This window comes from Brevundimonas sp., from assembly GCF_051858995.1.
Classification (GTDB): domain Bacteria; phylum Pseudomonadota; class Alphaproteobacteria; order Caulobacterales; family Caulobacteraceae; genus Brevundimonas.
This window is the reverse complement of record NZ_JBHYGN010000009.1, coordinates 209850-225335: the sequence shown is the minus strand read 5'-3', so window position 1 is coordinate 225335 and position 15486 is coordinate 209850. Positions and strand designations below refer to the sequence as shown.

Sequence of the window (15486 nt, the reverse complement as noted above, 5' to 3'; positions counted from 1 at the left end):
CCTCTTCACGCCAGTGGCCGGACGCGCGCGGGCGCCGACGACGGCGCGGAGGGCGCCCTCGATCTCCGGATGGCGGAAACGGAAGCCGGTGGCGAGGGCCTGACCGGGCAGGATGCGCTGACCGCCCAGAAGCAGTTCCTCGGCGAAGTCGCCGAACACCAGACGCAGGGGAGCCGCCGGCGCGGCCAACAGGGCCGGACGGTTCAGGACGCGCCCAAGGGCGCGGCTGAGATCGCGATTGGTGACGGGATTGGGCGCCACGGCGTTCATCGGGCCGACCACGCGCGGCTCGGCGACGGCGTGCAGGATCATCCGCACGCAGTCGTCCAGGGTGATCCACGACATCCACTGGCGGCCACAACCCATCGGCCCGCCGACGCCGAACTCGAACGGGGTCAGCAGCTTGGACAGCATGCCGCCGTCGGCGCCGAGAACCAGTCCGATGCGGAGCGTGACCACCCGGACGCCGAGCGTTTCGGTGCGCAGGGCCGCCTGCTCCCAGGCATGGCACAGACGATGGCTGAAGCAGGGGTTGGCCGGACCGGTCTCGTCCAGCGATTTGTCTCCGTGGAGACCGTACCAGCCGATGGCGGAGCCGCTGACCAACACCTCGGGCCGGACCTTCAGACGGGCGGTCAGGCGGCGAACGTCCTGGGTGACCCTGAGCCGCGACCGCAGGATGCGACGGCGTTTGGCGAGGGTCCACGGGCTGTCGCTGATCGGCTCGCCCGCCAGATTGATGACGGCGTCGATGCGGGCATCGTCGGCGATCTGGGTCAGGTCGGTGACGATGGTGATGGGCGCGGGCAGGTCGGCGGTCTTCGGATCGCGGACAAGGGCGATGACCCCATGGCCCGCGCCGGTCAGGGCCGCGATCAGACGACGGCCGATAAAGCCGGTCGCGCCGGTGACCAAGACCCGACGGCGGCCGGGTAACTCACCTCCCATGATCGCAGGGTCTGGCTGGATGAGGCGATCAGAACGCGCGCTCGCGGCCAGATCGCGCAGGCCGAAGACGAAAACGCCCAGGGCGGCGGCGCTCATCATCAGGCTCCACAGACCATGGGAGACAACGACCAGCCGGGCGGGCTCCGCCGTCCAGCGCAGCAGCAGCGGAACCAGAAGGGTCAGGATCGCCCCATAGTTCAGCGCCAGCAGGGTGTGAGTGACGCGCTCGGAGGCGGGAAGGCGGCGGGTCCGATCCTCTTCCACGAAGTCGGTCAGGGTGATGACGACCTCAACCGCCAGCAGGATCAGGATGGCGACGGCGAGCGCGCCCTTCGGCTCGGCCCAGCCGATCAGCAGGAAGAGGGCGGCGTAGATCAGGTTGCGGACGCCGTGCAGCCGAAGCTCGGACTTCTGCGACGGCTTCCATGCCAGTCGCTCGGTCAGTTCGTGATGGAACAGGGTGTCGAAGGCGCCCATGGCGATCTGGAGCGCCACGAGGGTCCAGAGCAGGTCGGTCATTTCAGGCCTCGTCAGCCGGGGGATCCCGGAAGATCGCGTGCTGGCCCAGGAGACGGCCAAACCACGGATGGTCCAGCGCGAGAGTGAAGGCGAAGCGGCCCTGCCCCAGATCGCGGTGGGTGATGGTCAGGGCGCCGGGCTCGGCCCAGCGCGGGAAGCGCACGCGGAGGCCCAGCAGGGTGGCGAAGTAGAAGGCGCTACGGAAAACCAGCGCGCCCTCCTCCGCCGTCACCTTCAGAGCCATGCCGACGCCGCCGCCGATATGCTCCTCCAGACCGGTCGGGCCGGCGAAGCGCTTGGCGCTGTGGATCACCTGCGGGAAGCCGTCGGCGCGGACGTACATCCGGCTCCACACCTGCCCCTGACCGACCGCGTCCTCGGTGACGGTGACGACGCTGACGCCAGGATTGAAGACCAGAGGCAGGGGCGCGCCGATCAGACGGCAGGCCTGGGCCAGAAGGCGGCCCATGAGGTTGGCGTGCACGCTCTCGACCTCGCCGCGATAGACGATGGTGGCGCCGGGCCTCATCCGCTTGCTGAAGCGATGGCGCACGGCGAGCGGGAGGGCCGCCCAGTCGTCGGCGGTCAGGAGGGCGCGGAAGCGGAGGTCGGCCAGTTCGGCGTCTCCAAGCCGATCCTCGATCCTGACTGCAGCGACGGCCCCCATCGTCCCCTCTCCTCTCTCTTCTTACTTGCCGCCGGGAATGAGCGCCGCGATGCGGGCGCCCAGTTTCAGCAGCGCCATCAGCTTGGGGCGGGCCACGGTGGTGATCTGGCCGTACCAGCGGTCGATGGTGTCGGTGAACTCCAGCATCTCCTTCAGCCGCTTCAGCGCGACCGGATGGACCGTGGGGTCATTCTCCGCCTCGGCGACGCAGGCGCGCAGGGTCTCCAGCGCCGGGTCGATCTCCTTGGCCTTGCGCCCGGCGGCTATGCGGCTGGCGACCTCCCAGACATCGACCTCGGCCTCGAAATGATCGCGACGGTCGCCCCGCACTGGCACCCGACGGATCAGGTTCCAGGCCAGAAGCTCCTTCAGCGAGTTGGAGACGTTCGACCGGGCCATCTCCAGGGACACGGCGATGTCCTCGGCGGTCGTCGGCTTTTCGGCCGTCATCAGGAAGGCATGGATCTGGGCGACAGAACGGTTCACGCCCCAGAAGCCGCCCATCTCGCCCCAGTGCAGGACGAAGCGTTCGATGGGCGCCGGAATTTTCTCTATTTCTGTCATGACAGAAATATCAGACACAACAGATCGAGAGTCAAGCGCCTGCCCGATGGACCGGTGCCAGCTCCGTCCGGATCAGCTGCGGGGGATGGTCTGCGGGGCTGGTTCCTCGACGCGATAGACCTCCATCACCTCACCGGTCAGGCGGGTGCGGAGCCGATCGTCGGTCCCCTCGACCGTGAACAGATTGTCGGTGTTCAGGGGCGTCAGGCGGTAGCGGTCGCCGGTGCTGCGACGCCAGAACAGGACGCCGTTCTCCAGTTCGATGATCCGCCCGCCATAGTTGCCGGTCAGGCGTTCGAGGCTTTCGGGCGCGAGGGTGACGGGGTGCAGCCGCGCCTCGGCGTTGACAAGGGCCCACTCCCATCCGGCGCGATCCACAGGGTCTGCATCAGCCCGCTCCAGCAGGCCGGTCAGGGCCAGGGCGGTCGCGGCTTCCAGAGCGGTTGTGGGATCGATCGCGACATCGGGGCTGACTCCGACACCTTCCCAGTTGGTCCCGGAGACGGGGTGAACGGGGCGGCCATAGGAGACGCTGAGCATGAAGCCGGGCGCGATGGGGACGAAGGTGTTGTTGTTGGCCGCCCCGCCCGTGACGCCGCCGACCAGCTTGCCCAGCCGGAACTGTTGGACGTCATAGGCGAAGGCCTCGGCGGCGGAGCCGACCTGACGGCTGGTCAGGACATAGAGCGGCTTGCCGACCAGACGGCCCGCCGGGAGGTGGTCGAGGGTGCGGGACTGGACCGGCTCCTCCCCCGCCTCAAGGAAGGTGATGTCCAACTGGTCCGGCTTCATGAAGTGGCTGAGCAGGTAGCGGACGGCCGCGTGATCACCGCCGCCGTTGCCCCGCAGGTCGATGATCACCGCGTCCCCGTCGCGCAGGAAGCGCATGGCGTCGTCATAGGCCTGGCCCGTGCGGTCCTGAACCCAGTGGAACTGGCTGATGCGCAGATAGCGGACATTGCCCGGCAGGATGCGCATGTCGGTCAGGCCGTTGTTGCTGCGGCGCGCGGCGGCGGCCCAGATGGCCTGAAACTCGGGATTGTCGAACACGTCGCCCTGGGTGGTGATCGCCGCCGCGTACTGGGCCGGATCATTGTTCAGATACATGTGCCGGTCTTCGCTGGCCTCACGCAGGTCGTTGGTCAGCCGCTCGGAGAAGACGCCCCGGTCGGGCGTGTCGTAGCGACCAGACGACAGACCCTCATTCAGGCGGTCGCGGATGACGGCCACCCGCTCGGGGAAGACGTAGCGGGTCTCGACCGCGGCGATGATGGCGGCCACCGCCCCGGCGCGCTGGGCGGCGGTGAGGGGCGCAACGGCGGTCCGGGCCACGGCGACGGCCTCGGCGCGCTGGGCCATCACGGGCGTAGCGGCCCCGAAGGCCAGGGCGCAGACGGAAAGGGTCAAGCAGAGGCGGGTCATCAGTGGCTTTCCTTGGCGTTGGCGGACAACGCCGCGAGGCGGTCCCGGAAAGGGCGTTGGGCGAGAACGTCGAGGGCGCGAGCCAGGACCTCGGCCAGGGGCTGGCCGATATCAGCTTCCAGCTCGGCGGAGGCCGCGGCGGTGGCGGCCCAGCAGGCCTCCAGCCGGGGAAGTTGCTCGAGGGCGAAGGGCGTCAGGGCGACGATGCGCTCGCGAGCGTCCTTCCCCGGCTCCAGCGAGACCCAGTCCCGCGCCGCCATCTGGCTGACCGTCTGGCTGACGGCGGAATGGGTGACGCCCGTCCGCCCTGACAGGGTGCGGATGCTGGCGGGACCGTCGTTCAGAAGCGCCCGCAGGATGGGAGTAAAGCGGGGTCGATAGTCGAGGCCAGCATCCGCATAGGACTGCTCGACAGCCCCATCGAGGTGATCGATCAGGCGGCGGAGGAGAACGCCGTGGGTGCGCTGCGAGTAGGCCATGCGTGACGATGTACAAGCGCTGTTACATCTCAGCAAATGACAAATGGGACAGATATTCCGGACCTTCAGAGACCTTGGGCGATCTTTTCGAGGCGGGCGGCGACGGCGTTCAGCGCCTCGGCGACGCCGTCGGTGGTCGGAGCCGCGGGCTCGACGGGCGCGGCCCCGCCGTTGGTCCGCGCCTCGTGCAGTTCGTCGGCGAGCAGCAGCCCGGCCATCAGGAACAGGCGCAGGTCGCCGACATGGCCGACCTCTCCCGCCACCTGACGGACGTGGCCGTCGAACTGACCGGCGAGGGCGCGAACGCGGTCCTCCTGGCCGTCGGCGCAACCGACGGCATAGGGACGGCCGTTGATCTCAACCGTGACGGTGGCCATCAGCGCCCCTCCTGTTCGGACAGGGTCTCGCGAATCGCATCGGCGGCCCGCGCGAGGGCCTCGGCGGCGTCGCGACCGGCGGCCTCGAGCTCGTGAATCCGCGCGCGATCCGTCTCGCTCGACGGCTGGGGCGCGAACAAATCGTCCTCAGGCACGCGGCTAGAGCCCGCAGCGCGGCTTTTCAGGTCGAGCAGGCGGCGTTCGAGCAGGGCGAGAGCCCGATCAACGCGATCCTTTGCGGCCGATGCAGCATCCATCCGGTCGTAACCTCCAGAATCCGTATAGAACCCGCGCGCGCGCCGGGGTAAAGCGGCCCGCCTCCCTTTTTCCGCCTCCCGACGAAAGGTCTCCACAGTGACCGACGCCAAAGCCGTATCCGCGAAAGCCACCCCGAAGCAGATGGCGGACGCGATCCGCGTACTGGCCATGGATGGCGTAGAAAAGGCGAAGAGCGGCCACCCGGGCATGCCGATGGGCATGGCGGACGTCGCCACGGTCCTGTTCTCCAAGTTTCTGAAGTTCGACGCGAGCCGCCCCGACTGGGCCGACCGCGACCGCTTCATCCTGTCGGCCGGCCACGGCTCGATGCTGATCTACGCCCTGCTGCACCTGACCGGCTACAAGGCCGCGACCAAGGAAGAGCTGTCGAACTTCCGTCAGTGGGGTTCGAAGACGGCGGGTCACCCCGAGTACGGCCACATGCCGGGTGTTGAAGTGACCACCGGTCCGCTGGGTCAGGGTCTGGCCACCTCGGTCGGCTTCGCCCTCGCTGAGCGTCACCTGGCCGCCAAATACGGCGCCGATCTGGTTGACCACCGCACCTGGGTCGTCGCGGGCGACGGCTGCCTGATGGAAGGCGTGTCGCAGGAGGCCATCGCGTTGGCGGGCCGCCTGAAGCTGAACAAGCTGCACGTCCTGTGGGACGACAACGACATCACCATCGACGGCAAGGTCTCACTCTCGGACGTCACCGACCAGAAGGCGCGCTTCAAGGCCGCGGGCTGGGCCGTGAAGGCCGTCGACGGCCACGACATGAAGGCGGTGAAGTCGGCCCTGCAATGGGCGACCAAGCAGGACAAGCCGACGCTGATCGCCTGCAAGACCAAGATCGGCAAGGGCGCCGCCACCATGGAAGGCAGCCACAAGACCCACGGCGCGGCGCTGGGCGCGGCCGAGATCGCGGCGACCCGTCTGGGTCTGGCCTGGGATCACGATCCGTTCGAGATGCCGGAGAACGTGCTGTCGGCCTGGCGCAAGGTCGGCCGCAAGGGCGCCAAGGACCGCAAGGCGTGGGAAGCCCGTCTGAAGGACTCGGCGCAGGCCGCCGACTTCACCCGCGCGATGAAGGGCGACCTGCCGGAAGCCGCCTTCGCCAAGCTGGACGCCAAGATCGCCGAACTGGTCGAGACTAGGCCGGCGCAGGCCACGCGCCAGTCGTCGGGCGCGGCGCTGGACGAACTGTTCGCCGCCATCCCGGAACTGGTTGGCGGCTCGGCCGACCTGACCGGCTCGAACAACACCTTCGTCAAGAACACCCCGATCCTCGACGCCCCGACCTATGAAGGCCGCTACATCAACTACGGCATCCGCGAGTTCGGCATGGCCGCAGCGATGAACGGTCTGGCGCTGCACGGCGGGGTGATCCCGTACGGCGGCACCTTCATGGTCTTCTCGGACTACAGCCGCCCGGCGATCCGCCTCGGCGCCCTGATGGGCGTGCGCGCGGTGCATGTGCTGACCCACGACTCGATCGGTCTGGGCGAAGACGGCCCGACCCACCAGCCGGTCGAGCATCTGGCCGCCCTGCGCGCTATTCCGAACCTGCTGGTCTTCCGCCCGGCCGACACTGTCGAGGCAATGGAAGCCTGGAAGGTCGCGCTGCAGACCAAGACCGCCCCGTCGGCCCTGTGCCTGTCGCGCCAGAAGACCGCCGCCGTGCGCGTCACCGCGTCGTCGGAGAACCTGACGGCCAAGGGCGCTTACGAACTGCGCGCCGCCAAGGGTGAGGCCAGGGCCACCCTGTTCGCCACCGGCACCGAAGTTCCGCTGGCGCTGGAAGCGGCCGACCGTCTGGAGGCCAACAACATCCCGACCCGCGTGGTCTCGGTCCCCTGCTTCGAGCTCTTCTTCCAGCAGCCCAAGGCCTATCAGGACAGCGTCCTCGGTCGCGGCACCGTGCGTGTCGCCGTCGAGGCCGCGCTGCAGCAGGGCTGGGAGCGGTTCATCGGCGAGGACGGCGGCTTCGTCGGCATGACCGGCTTCGGCGCCTCGGCCCCGGCGGAAGTGCTGTACGAGAAGTTCGGCATCACCACCGAGGCGGTCGTCGCGGCGGTCAAGGCGCGGCTCTGATCGCATGAGCCGCCTTGGCGCCGTCAGCCTTCTGGTTCGCGACTATGACGAGGCCATCGCCTTCTATGTCGGCACGCTGGGTTTCGGCCTGAACACCAACACCGATATGGGCGGCGGAAAACGGTGGGTGACCGTAACGCCGAAGGGCGGGGACACCGCCCTGCTGCTGGCCAAGGCGACGACGCCGGAGCAGGTCGCGCGTGTCGGCGATCAGGCGGGGGGGCGGGTCTGGCTGTTCCTTGAGACGGACGACTTCGCGCGGGATCATGCGGCGTGGACAGCGGCGGGCGTGACCTTCCGCGAGGCGCCGCGGCATGAGCCCTATGGCGTGGTCGCGGTGTTCGAGGATCTGTATGGCAACGCCTGTGATCTGATCCAGCCCGTCGGAGAAGCCGCCTGATGTTCCGTGTCGTCGCCGCCGTGGCCGTCCTGGCGTTCGCTGGTCCGGCGGTAGCGCAGACAGTCGAACCCACGCCCATCGTGATCGGCCAATCCTATGCCCTGCCCTCGCAGACCTATGGCGTCGCGCGGGAGATCAATGTCTGGCTGCCGCCCGGCTATGCGGAGTCGGACCAGACCTATCCGGTGCTGTATCTGCTGGACGGCGGACAGGCGCAGGACTTCCACCACATCTCGGGCATCGCCCAACTGGGGACCATCGTCGGCACGACCCGCGATGTGATCGTGGTCGGCGTCGCCTCGGTGGATCGCCGCAATGAACTGGCCCTGCCGACCGAGGATCCGAACCTTATCGCAGAGTACCCGACGCAGGGGCATTCGCTGCGCTTCCGCCAGTTCCTGAACGACGAGGTGCTGCCGTTCGTCGAAGCCCGCTACCGCACCAATGGCGAGACGGCGCTGATGGGCGAGTCGCTGGCGGGCCTGTTCGTGGTGGAGACCTTCCTCAAGGAACCGCAGATGTTCGACGCCTATGTCGCCGTCAGCCCCAGCCTGTGGTGGGACGGCGGGCAGCTGGCGCGGCAGGCGGGCGCGCATCTGCGCGACCACTCCAATGATCCGCGCACCCTGATCCTGACCATCGGCGACGAGGGCGGAGCGATGCAGTCCGCGATGGACGTGCTGGTCGGCAATCTGCGCGACTTTGCCATGCCGGGCGTGACCTGGACCTATGAGCCGCGTCCGACCGAGAGCCACGCCACCATTTATCACGGCGCGGCGCTGGACGCCTTCCGGCGGCTGTACGCCCTGCCGCCCGCCAACTGACCGGAGACTGACCCCATGCGTATCGGCACCCCGCTTTCCGACTCCGCCATTCGCGTGATGCTTCTGGGCTCGGGCGAACTGGGCAAGGAGGTGGCCATCGAGCTGCAGCGGCTGGGCGCCGAGGTGATCGCGATCGACCGCTATCCCAACGCCCCGGCGATGCAGGTGGCGCACCGCAGCCACGTCATCCCGATGACGGATCCGCAGGTGCTGAACGGCGTGATCATGGCCGAGGCCCCACACATCATCGTGCCGGAGATCGAGGCCATCGCCACCGACGTGCTGGCGCGGATCGAGGAAGCCGGGATGGCGACGGTGATCCCGACCGCCCGCGCGACCCAGCTGACCATGAACCGCGAGGGCATCCGCCGTCTAGCGGCGGAAGAGCTGGGCCTGCCGACCAGCCCCTACGCCTTCGCCACCTCGGCCGAAGAGCTGGCCGCCGCCGCAAATCAGATTGGCCTTCCGGTGTTCGTGAAACCGGTGATGTCGTCCTCGGGCAAGGGCCAGTCGATGATCGAGGCCATCGAGGATGCGGCCAACGCCTGGGCCTATGCCCAATCGGGCGGACGGGTCGAGACGGCGACGGTGATCGTCGAGGGCCGGATCGACTTCGATTTCGAGATCACCCTGCTGACGGTGCGGTCGAAGGCGGTGGACGGATCGATCCGCACCGACTTCTGCGCCCCCATCGGCCACCGGCAGGTGAAGGGCGACTATGTCGAGAGCTGGCAGCCGCAGGCGATGACCGCCGCCGCCCTGGCCTCTGCGCAGGACATCGGCCGCAAGGTCACCGATGCGCTGGGCGGTCTGGGTGTGTTCGGGGTCGAGCTGTTCGTGAAGGGCGATCAGGTCTGGTTCTCGGAAGTCAGCCCGCGTCCGCATGACACCGGACTGGTGACGCTGGCGACCCAGACGATGAGCGAGTTCGCCCTGCACGCCCGCGCCATCCTGGGCCTGCCGGTCGACGTCAGCCAGCGCGAGCCGGGCGCCAGCGCGGTCATCTACGGCGGCATGGACGCCGTCGGCATCGCCTTCGAGGGCGTGGCCGAGGCCCTGTCGGTGCCGGCCGCCGATCTGCGCCTGTTCGGTAAACCCGAGAGCTTTGAGCGGCGCCGCATGGGCGTGGCTCTGGCGCGAGGCGCGGACACCGATCAGGCCCGTGAACGCGCTCGCGAGGCGTCAGGGAAGGTCCGGCCGGTCGCCGGCTGAGGCCCGCACGGCGAGCAGGGCCGCATCCAACGCGGGATCGCGGCCCTCGCGCACGGCGCGCCAGTCGTCGGCCACGACGATGTCGGGCGTGACCCCGACCTTCTCCAGGTTGCGACCGCCTGGCGTGGTCATGACCAGCATGCCGACCCGCAGCAGGCCGCCGTCCGGCAGGTTGATCGCCCGAGTGCCGGTGACGGCGCCCCGCGTGGTTCCGCCGACGATGGTTGCCCTGCCCTTCTCCTGAAGCACGCCGGCCAGCAATTCGGCCGCGCTCGCCGAGCCCGGCCCCGTCAGGATGACGAGCGGCCCCGTATAGGCGCCTTCAGAGGCGGTCACGCGCAGGCGGCGATCGATGAACCGCCCCTTGAGCACGACATAGTCCTGCGGGTTTTCGAAGAACCAGGACGTCATCGCCCCCTCGATATTCAGCAATCCACCGCCGTTGGTGCGCAGGTCCAGGATCAGTCCGGGCGGCGGGTTTTCAGCCAGTCGCTCCATCTCGCTTTTGAAGTCGTCGTAGCGGGCGCGATCGAAGTCATCGAAGCGGATGTAGGCGACGCCGTCCTCCAGCGTCCGGGTCTCGAAGCGCGGGATGGGCGGGGTCAGGACAGCGGTCAGGTCCATGGCGTGCTGGACGCCCTCTTCGTCGAGGAAGACCACGCGGTCGGTGCGGCCGACCACGGGCGGCGCGGCCAGCAGGGCCGAGCGCCCGCCGATGGTCTCGATCTTCCAGCCCGGCAGCACCCCGGCCTCCGCCGCGGGCGTGCCCGGACGCACCAGAGCCACATAGCGATCATCGCCGCGCGGGGTGACGACGATGCCGAAGCCCGCCCGCGCCTCGCCCTGCTCGCGGGCGCGGACCATCTCGCGCTCGACCGGGCTCAGGGTGTGGGTGTGGTCGTCGTCGAGCAGTTCGAGCAGTTCCGTCAGATGGGCGTAGAAGCCGTCCTCGTCCGACTGGGCCACGGCGTCGGCGCGACGCGAGGCGGCGGCTTCCGGGAAGGCCACGCCGCCGAAGTCGGGCTTGTAGAACAGCCGCTCCGCATAGCCGACGGCGGCGTCATAGACGCGGGCGTTCAGGGCGGCGCGCTCGGGAGAACCGTCGGCCACCCTGACGGGCGGCGGCAGTTCGTCCTGCTTGGCGTACGGAATAGAGGCGCAGGCCGCCAGGGACAGGGCGAGGGCGGCGACAAGCGCGCGAAGGCCGGTGCGGATCATACGCCCAAGCTAGAGGGCCGGAACGGGCTCGGCCAAGGCCGTTTCGCCATGCTGTTCGTCGGCGAGGGCCGAAATCGCCGCCTGCAGGGCCGGATCGCGCCCGGCGCGACGGTCCTCGCGGCTGACCGCCGCCTCGCGGTCGGGGGTCACGCCGCGCTTCTCCAGCCGGACGCCGCCCGAGGTGATGAAGTCCGCCCGGCTGAGGATCAGGCGACCGCCGTCAGGCAGGCGAGTCTCCTGCGAGATCAGGACGGCCCCGGCGGTGCGTTCGCCGACCACGACGGCGCGACCGGCCTCCTGCAGGGCGGCGGGGGTCAGTTCCGCGGCGCTGCGGCTGTTGCTGTCGACCAGAACAGCGACCGGATTGGCCACCGGTCCCTCCAGCGCGCCGCACCCGCCGCCGGTCCGCATGACGATCTCGCGGCCCGACCGGGGCGTCCGGGTGGCCCAGACCTGATCGCGGGGCAGGAAACAGCTGAGCACGGCGTCGGCTTCCAGCAAGCGTCCGCCGGGATTGCCACGCAAATCGACGATGACGTCGGTGTCAGGCGTCAGATCCGCCAGCTCCTGCCCCATCCAGCGACCGAGCCCGGCCTCGAAGCCGTCGACGCGCAGGACCACTACGCCGGGGCGCGAGCGGTCGGCGACGAAGGCCGGCTGGGGCTCCATGACGACGGGCGTCAGGTCCAGGGGGCGCGGACGTCCCTCTTCATCGATGAAGTTGACCGTGATGGTGCGGTCCGCGACGACTTCCTGGTCCGGGCTCCACAAGCCTTCACCGGTATGCAGGCGCCAGCCCTCGAGCACGCCCGCGGCCTCGGCGGGGGAACCGCGACGCACGCTCTCGATGGTATAATCGCCCGGCTGATCCGGATCGGGACGCAAGGTGACGCCGATGGCGGCGCGCCGCTCGCGCAGGCGATCCTGACGGCGGGCGACGGCGGGTGGCGCGGCGCCCGCATGGTCGTCGTCCAGCAGACCCAGCATCTTGTCGAGCACCAGATAGAGGGCGCGGTCATCCGCGGCGGCGATCGCCTGCGGACGATAGGTGCGGCGGGCGGCGTTCCAGTCCACGCCGTGCAGGCGCGGGTCGTAGTACTGGGTCCGGACCTCGCTCCAGACCTGATCGAACACTCGCTGGTTCATACGCGCCCGGTCGCGCGAAGGACGCGCGGGCGACAGCGCCACGGGCGGCGTGGTGACCGCCGCGGCGTCTTCCGCGGCGGGCGTGGCCGCAAACGACGGAGCAGCGACGAGCACAAGGCCCATCGCGGCTGACACGGTCAGTCGTGACACCAGACGACGGAAAGACATCACCTTACGTTAGGGCGCCGTTCCCGTGACCGACAAATCACGAAATCGCCGGGTGCGGATCACTCCTCGTCCCGGGTCTCGAGGCGGCGGGTGAAGACGTGCACCTGATTGCCGCCGCCGTGTTCGCCGTCCTCGATGAAGCCCGAGCGGTCGGCGTCCATGCGGGCGAAGGCCTCGCGCAGCGGGGCGAGGAATTCGGCCTCGCTGATCTTTCCGTCGCCGTCCTTGTCCAGACCGTCGGATCCCTCGCCAGAGATATCGGAGGCGCGAACCACCACGTGGCCGAGGCCGTCGCCGGCCGGGCCGCGACGGAAGTGGACGACGGCGGGGCCGCCGCGCGGCAGAGTGCGGACGATGACGCGCGAGTCCTCGTCACGGCCTTCGGGGCCGACGAAGACCATGGTGCGCTCGCCGTCGCGCTCGAAGCGTGCCCCGCCGGGGCCGGGGCGACGCAGTTCAAGGCGCTCGACATCGCCGCCGCCGCGACGACGCACGGTGACGTTCACGTCGGCGTCCTCGCGACCGGAGGGCAGTTCCTCGGCCGACAGGCGGCCGTCGCCGTCCTTGTCGAGCTTGGCGAAGGCGTCGTTCAGGGGAGCGGCGAACTCCTCGCGGGTGATCTGGCCGTCGCCATCGGCGTCCAGACGCCCGGGGCCGGCGCCCGTGAAAACGAGGTGGCTGCGCACCTCGACCGGCGGGGGCGGCGTCGGGGCCGACGGGTCCTGCATCAGGACGGTTGAGAAGGCGATGAGGGACAGCATGGAGGAAGACCCTTCCGGAGTTGCGATACCCGTTTGGATCACGCTGGCCTTGCACCCATATTTCCGCGTTCGCGGACAATGTTTCAGCGCTGAAATGACGCCGCCTTGAAGGCCGGGCAGAATGAGGACCATGCAAACCGAGACGTCCCGCATTCTCGTCGTCGACGACGACCCCGGCATCCGCGAGGTGCTGTGCGACTACCTGATCCAGCACGGCTATGACGCCGTGGGCGCCGGCTCGGCGACCGAGATGGACCGGGCCATCGCCGGTCGCGCGCCGGACCTGATCGTGCTGGACCTGATGATGCCGGGCGAGGACGGCCTGTCCGTCTGCCGTCGCCTGTCGGGCAAGGGCACGCCCATCGTGATGCTGAGCGCCATGGGCGAGGACACAGATCGGATCATCGGGCTGGAGCTGGGCGCCGACGATTATCTGGCCAAGCCGTGCAATCCGCGCGAGCTGCTGGCGCGGGTGCGGGCAGTGCTGCGCCGCCCGCGCGAGGAGCCGGGCGCGACCGGACCAGCGCTGAGCTTCGCCGGATGGCGACTGGACCTGCTGCGCCGGGAACTGACGCGACCGGATGGAGAGCAGGTCGGGCTGTCCGCCGGGGAGTTCGCCCTGCTGCGCGCCTTCGCCGAGAGGCCGGGCCGGGTGATGACCCGCGACCAGTTGCTGGAACGCGCGCGCGGCGCCGACGCCGACGTCTTCGACCGGGCCATGGACGTGCAGATCAGCCGCCTGAGGAAGAAGCTGGATGACGGCTCCGGGTTGGAGATGATCCAGACCCTGCGTGGCGAAGGCTATATGTTCGACGTGAAGGTCGAACGGCAGCGGGCCGCGAATTGAAGCGTCCCTCGTCCTTTCCGGTTTTCGTTCAGGTCGCCGCGCTGGCCGCGGCGGCGCTGGTGCTGTCGCAAGCCGTGACCTTCGCCCTGGTCGTGCTGACGCCCGAGCCCAAGCCGGTGGGCTTCAGCATCGACTCCGCAAGCCGAGCGCTGAAAGGGGAAGCCGCCGAGACCTCGGACGGACGGCCCCTGCGGCGTCGCATCACCGATGAGCCGGTCCGGCGCAGCGACCGCGACACCCACGACCCGATCGCCATGGTCATCGCCGGGGCGCTGGCCCAGCGGCTGGAGGTCGAACCGAACAAGGTGCGGGTGTCGGTGGACCGCCCCCCCCGACGTGGAGGACCACGCCCCGACCGTCCGCCCCGGAGCGACAGGGACAACACCGTCCGGGTCCGGGGCGACGCGAACTTCGTCTTCGTCCGGCCCGAGGGCGGCGCCGCCCCATCCTCCGTCCCGACGGAGGTGACCGGCGGAACGACCTCCACCACCGAGACCGTCACCCGCTTCACCATGCGGGGGCAGGCCGGGGGACGGGTGATCGTGAGCTCGTCCGCGCAGCCCTTTACCATCCGCGCCGACCGGCTGACCTTCGCGCCCTTCACCGCCTCGCTGCAGTTGGATGACGGGCGGTGGGCGACGGTGGAGCCGCCGCATGGTCTGCTGTCGCCGTGGCAGCAGCGGGTGCTGCTGGGCCTGCTGATCTCCATGCTGCTGCTGGCGCCGTTGGTCTGGTGGATGGCGCGGCGGCTGACGCGGCCGATCCGGGTGTTCGCCGACGCCGCCGAGCGGCTGGGCGCCAACCCCGACGCCGAGCCGCTGACGCCGTCTGGCCCCAGCGAGGTCCGAACCGCCATTCACGCCTTCAACGACATGCAGGCGTCGCTGCGCAACCATATGCGCCAGCGCACCCAGACGGTCGCGGCCATCGCCCATGACCTGCGCACCCCCCTGACCCGGCTGCGCTTTCGGGCCGAACAGGCGCCGGCGGCGGTGCGTGACCGGATGGCCGCCGACATCGAGGAGATGGACGCCCTGATCGCCCAGGCGATGGCCTTCGTGCGCGGGGAGACCACGCCGGAGCGGCGCGAGGCGCTGGACCTGAACGCCCTGGCCGCCGACTGCGCGGACGGGTTCACCGAAACCGGTGCGTCCGTCGCTTTCGAGGGCGGTCCCGCCCTGCCCGTCCTGTCCGATCCGGCGGCCTTGCGCCGGGCCCTGGATAATCTGATCGGCAATGCGGTGAAGTACGGCGGCGGCGCGCGGGTGAAGGCCTTCATCGCCGACGGTGTGGCGGTGGTCACGGTCGAGGACGACGGCCCCGGCCTGCCCGACGACGAACTGGAGGCGGTGTTCGAGCCCTTCCATCGCGGCGAGCGGTCCCGCAACCGCGAGACCGGCGGCGCCGGGCTGGGCCTGACCGTCGCCCGGCAGGCGGCGCGGGGATCCGGCGGGGATGTCACCCTGTCGAACCGGCCCGACGGCGGACTGATGGCGCGTCTGCACGTGCCGCTTCGAGCGGGCTGACCGTCCCGGCGTTACAGTTCATCACGTCTTGTTACAGCTGCGGGGTTGTATCGCCGCGC

15 protein-coding genes and 1 pseudogene are annotated in these 15486 nt (G+C 69.5%); 6 read left to right on the top strand and 10 right to left on the bottom strand.

All coding sequences use genetic code 11. The features are described from left to right. Positions 1 to 102 precede the first annotated feature (102 nt). From ACTIEF_RS10730 to ACTIEF_RS10700, 7 genes and pseudogenes are all read right to left on the bottom strand, one after another. A pseudogene (locus ACTIEF_RS10730) lies at positions 103 to 948 on the bottom strand (TIGR01777 family oxidoreductase); the annotation flags it as partial. Positions 949 to 1468: 520 nt separating this feature from the next. After that, positions 1469 to 2134 (bottom strand): DUF4166 domain-containing protein, encoded by a 666-nt coding sequence (locus ACTIEF_RS10725; protein ID WP_439472129.1) that lies wholly within the window; start codon positions 2132 to 2134, stop codon positions 1469 to 1471. 21 nt (positions 2135 to 2155) lie between these two features. Further along, a complete protein-coding gene (locus ACTIEF_RS10720) occupies positions 2156 to 2698 on the bottom strand; it encodes a GbsR/MarR family transcriptional regulator (RefSeq protein ID WP_439472128.1) in 543 nt (180 codons plus the stop codon). A gap of 72 nt (positions 2699 to 2770) precedes the next feature. Next, a complete protein-coding gene (locus ACTIEF_RS10715) occupies positions 2771 to 4120 on the bottom strand; it encodes a S41 family peptidase (protein ID WP_439472127.1) in 1350 nt (449 codons plus the stop codon). Next, positions 4120 to 4599, bottom strand: a complete 480-nt coding sequence (locus ACTIEF_RS10710) for a MarR family winged helix-turn-helix transcriptional regulator (protein WP_439472126.1) — start codon at positions 4597 to 4599, stop codon at positions 4120 to 4122. The genes ACTIEF_RS10715 and ACTIEF_RS10710 overlap by 1 nt, the downstream gene beginning before the upstream one ends. Before the next feature lie 65 nt (positions 4600 to 4664). Then, a complete protein-coding gene (locus ACTIEF_RS10705; RefSeq protein ID WP_439472125.1) occupies positions 4665 to 4976 on the bottom strand; it encodes a cell division protein ZapA in 312 nt (103 codons plus the stop codon). Further along, positions 4976 to 5344, bottom strand: coding sequence for a hypothetical protein (locus tag ACTIEF_RS10700; RefSeq protein ID WP_439472124.1), 369 nt, complete (start codon positions 5342 to 5344; stop codon positions 4976 to 4978). Before ACTIEF_RS10700 ends, ACTIEF_RS10705 begins: the two co-directional genes overlap by 1 nt. A 31-nt stretch (positions 5345 to 5375) precedes the next feature. On the opposite strand from ACTIEF_RS10700, the gene tkt reads away from it, so the two are divergent. The 4 genes from tkt to purT are packed head-to-tail and all read left to right on the top strand — an operon-like array spanning position 5376 to position 9761. Further along, positions 5376 to 7325 (top strand): transketolase, encoded by a 1950-nt coding sequence (tkt, locus tag ACTIEF_RS10695; protein ID WP_439472207.1) that lies wholly within the window; start codon positions 5376 to 5378, stop codon positions 7323 to 7325. A 4-nt stretch (positions 7326 to 7329) separates the two neighbouring features. Continuing rightward, entirely contained in the window at positions 7330 to 7725 is a 396-nt protein-coding gene (locus ACTIEF_RS10690) for a VOC family protein (RefSeq protein ID WP_439472123.1), read from the top strand. After that, complete coding sequence (locus ACTIEF_RS10685; RefSeq protein ID WP_439472122.1) at positions 7725 to 8549, top strand: alpha/beta hydrolase; 825 nt, start codon at positions 7725 to 7727, stop codon at positions 8547 to 8549. The genes ACTIEF_RS10690 and ACTIEF_RS10685 overlap by 1 nt, the downstream gene beginning before the upstream one ends. Positions 8550 to 8564: 15 nt before the next feature. Continuing rightward, on the top strand, positions 8565 to 9761 hold the full coding sequence (purT, locus tag ACTIEF_RS10680) for a formate-dependent phosphoribosylglycinamide formyltransferase (RefSeq protein ID WP_439472121.1): 1197 nt from the start codon (positions 8565 to 8567) through the stop codon (positions 9759 to 9761). Here the strand turns inward: purT and ACTIEF_RS10675 are convergent. The 3 genes from ACTIEF_RS10675 to ACTIEF_RS10665 are packed head-to-tail and all read right to left on the bottom strand — an operon-like array spanning position 9732 to position 13054. Continuing rightward, on the bottom strand, positions 9732 to 10979 hold the full coding sequence (locus ACTIEF_RS10675) for a S41 family peptidase (RefSeq protein ID WP_439472120.1): 1248 nt from the start codon (positions 10977 to 10979) through the stop codon (positions 9732 to 9734). The two genes, purT and ACTIEF_RS10675, sit on opposite strands and share 30 nt — an antisense overlap. A 9-nt stretch (positions 10980 to 10988) precedes the next feature. Further along, a complete protein-coding gene (locus ACTIEF_RS10670; protein WP_439472119.1) occupies positions 10989 to 12293 on the bottom strand; it encodes a S41 family peptidase in 1305 nt (434 codons plus the stop codon). Positions 12294 to 12352: 59 nt separating this feature from the next. Further along, complete coding sequence (locus tag ACTIEF_RS10665) at positions 12353 to 13054, bottom strand: hypothetical protein (protein ID WP_439472118.1); 702 nt, start codon at positions 13052 to 13054, stop codon at positions 12353 to 12355. 130 nt (positions 13055 to 13184) lie between these two features. Between ACTIEF_RS10665 and ACTIEF_RS10660 the strand changes: the two genes are divergently transcribed. Both ACTIEF_RS10660 and ACTIEF_RS10655 read left to right on the top strand, forming a co-directional pair. Next, a complete protein-coding gene (locus tag ACTIEF_RS10660) occupies positions 13185 to 13901 on the top strand; it encodes a response regulator (protein ID WP_439472117.1) in 717 nt (238 codons plus the stop codon). Further along, on the top strand, positions 13898 to 15427 hold the full coding sequence (locus ACTIEF_RS10655) for an ATP-binding protein (protein ID WP_439472116.1): 1530 nt from the start codon (positions 13898 to 13900) through the stop codon (positions 15425 to 15427). The genes ACTIEF_RS10660 and ACTIEF_RS10655 overlap by 4 nt, the downstream gene beginning before the upstream one ends. Positions 15428 to 15486 lie beyond the last annotated feature (59 nt).

Excerpts from the sequence above, each read along its gene's own strand:
- ACTIEF_RS10725 (WP_439472129.1), bottom strand. The coding sequence starts at position 2,134 with ATGGGGGCCGTCGCTGCAGTCAGGATCGAGGATCGGCTTGGAGACGCC.
- ACTIEF_RS10720 (WP_439472128.1), bottom strand. The coding sequence starts at position 2,698 with ATGACAGAAATAGAGAAAATTCCGGCGCCCATCGAACGCTTCGTCCTG.
- ACTIEF_RS10715 (WP_439472127.1), bottom strand. The coding sequence starts at position 4,120 with ATGACCCGCCTCTGCTTGACCCTTTCCGTCTGCGCCCTGGCCTTCGGG.
- ACTIEF_RS10710 (WP_439472126.1), bottom strand. The coding sequence starts at position 4,599 with ATGGCCTACTCGCAGCGCACCCACGGCGTTCTCCTCCGCCGCCTGATC.
- ACTIEF_RS10705 (WP_439472125.1), bottom strand. The coding sequence starts at position 4,976 with ATGGCCACCGTCACGGTTGAGATCAACGGCCGTCCCTATGCCGTCGGT.
- tkt (WP_439472207.1), top strand. The coding sequence starts at position 5,376 with ATGGCGGACGCGATCCGCGTACTGGCCATGGATGGCGTAGAAAAGGCG.
- ACTIEF_RS10690 (WP_439472123.1), top strand. The coding sequence starts at position 7,330 with ATGAGCCGCCTTGGCGCCGTCAGCCTTCTGGTTCGCGACTATGACGAG.
- ACTIEF_RS10685 (WP_439472122.1), top strand. The coding sequence starts at position 7,725 with ATGTTCCGTGTCGTCGCCGCCGTGGCCGTCCTGGCGTTCGCTGGTCCG.
- purT (WP_439472121.1), top strand. The coding sequence starts at position 8,565 with ATGCGTATCGGCACCCCGCTTTCCGACTCCGCCATTCGCGTGATGCTT.
- ACTIEF_RS10675 (WP_439472120.1), bottom strand. The coding sequence starts at position 10,979 with ATGATCCGCACCGGCCTTCGCGCGCTTGTCGCCGCCCTCGCCCTGTCC.
- ACTIEF_RS10670 (WP_439472119.1), bottom strand. The coding sequence starts at position 12,293 with ATGTCTTTCCGTCGTCTGGTGTCACGACTGACCGTGTCAGCCGCGATG.
- ACTIEF_RS10665 (WP_439472118.1), bottom strand. The coding sequence starts at position 13,054 with ATGCTGTCCCTCATCGCCTTCTCAACCGTCCTGATGCAGGACCCGTCG.
- ACTIEF_RS10660 (WP_439472117.1), top strand. The coding sequence starts at position 13,185 with ATGCAAACCGAGACGTCCCGCATTCTCGTCGTCGACGACGACCCCGGC.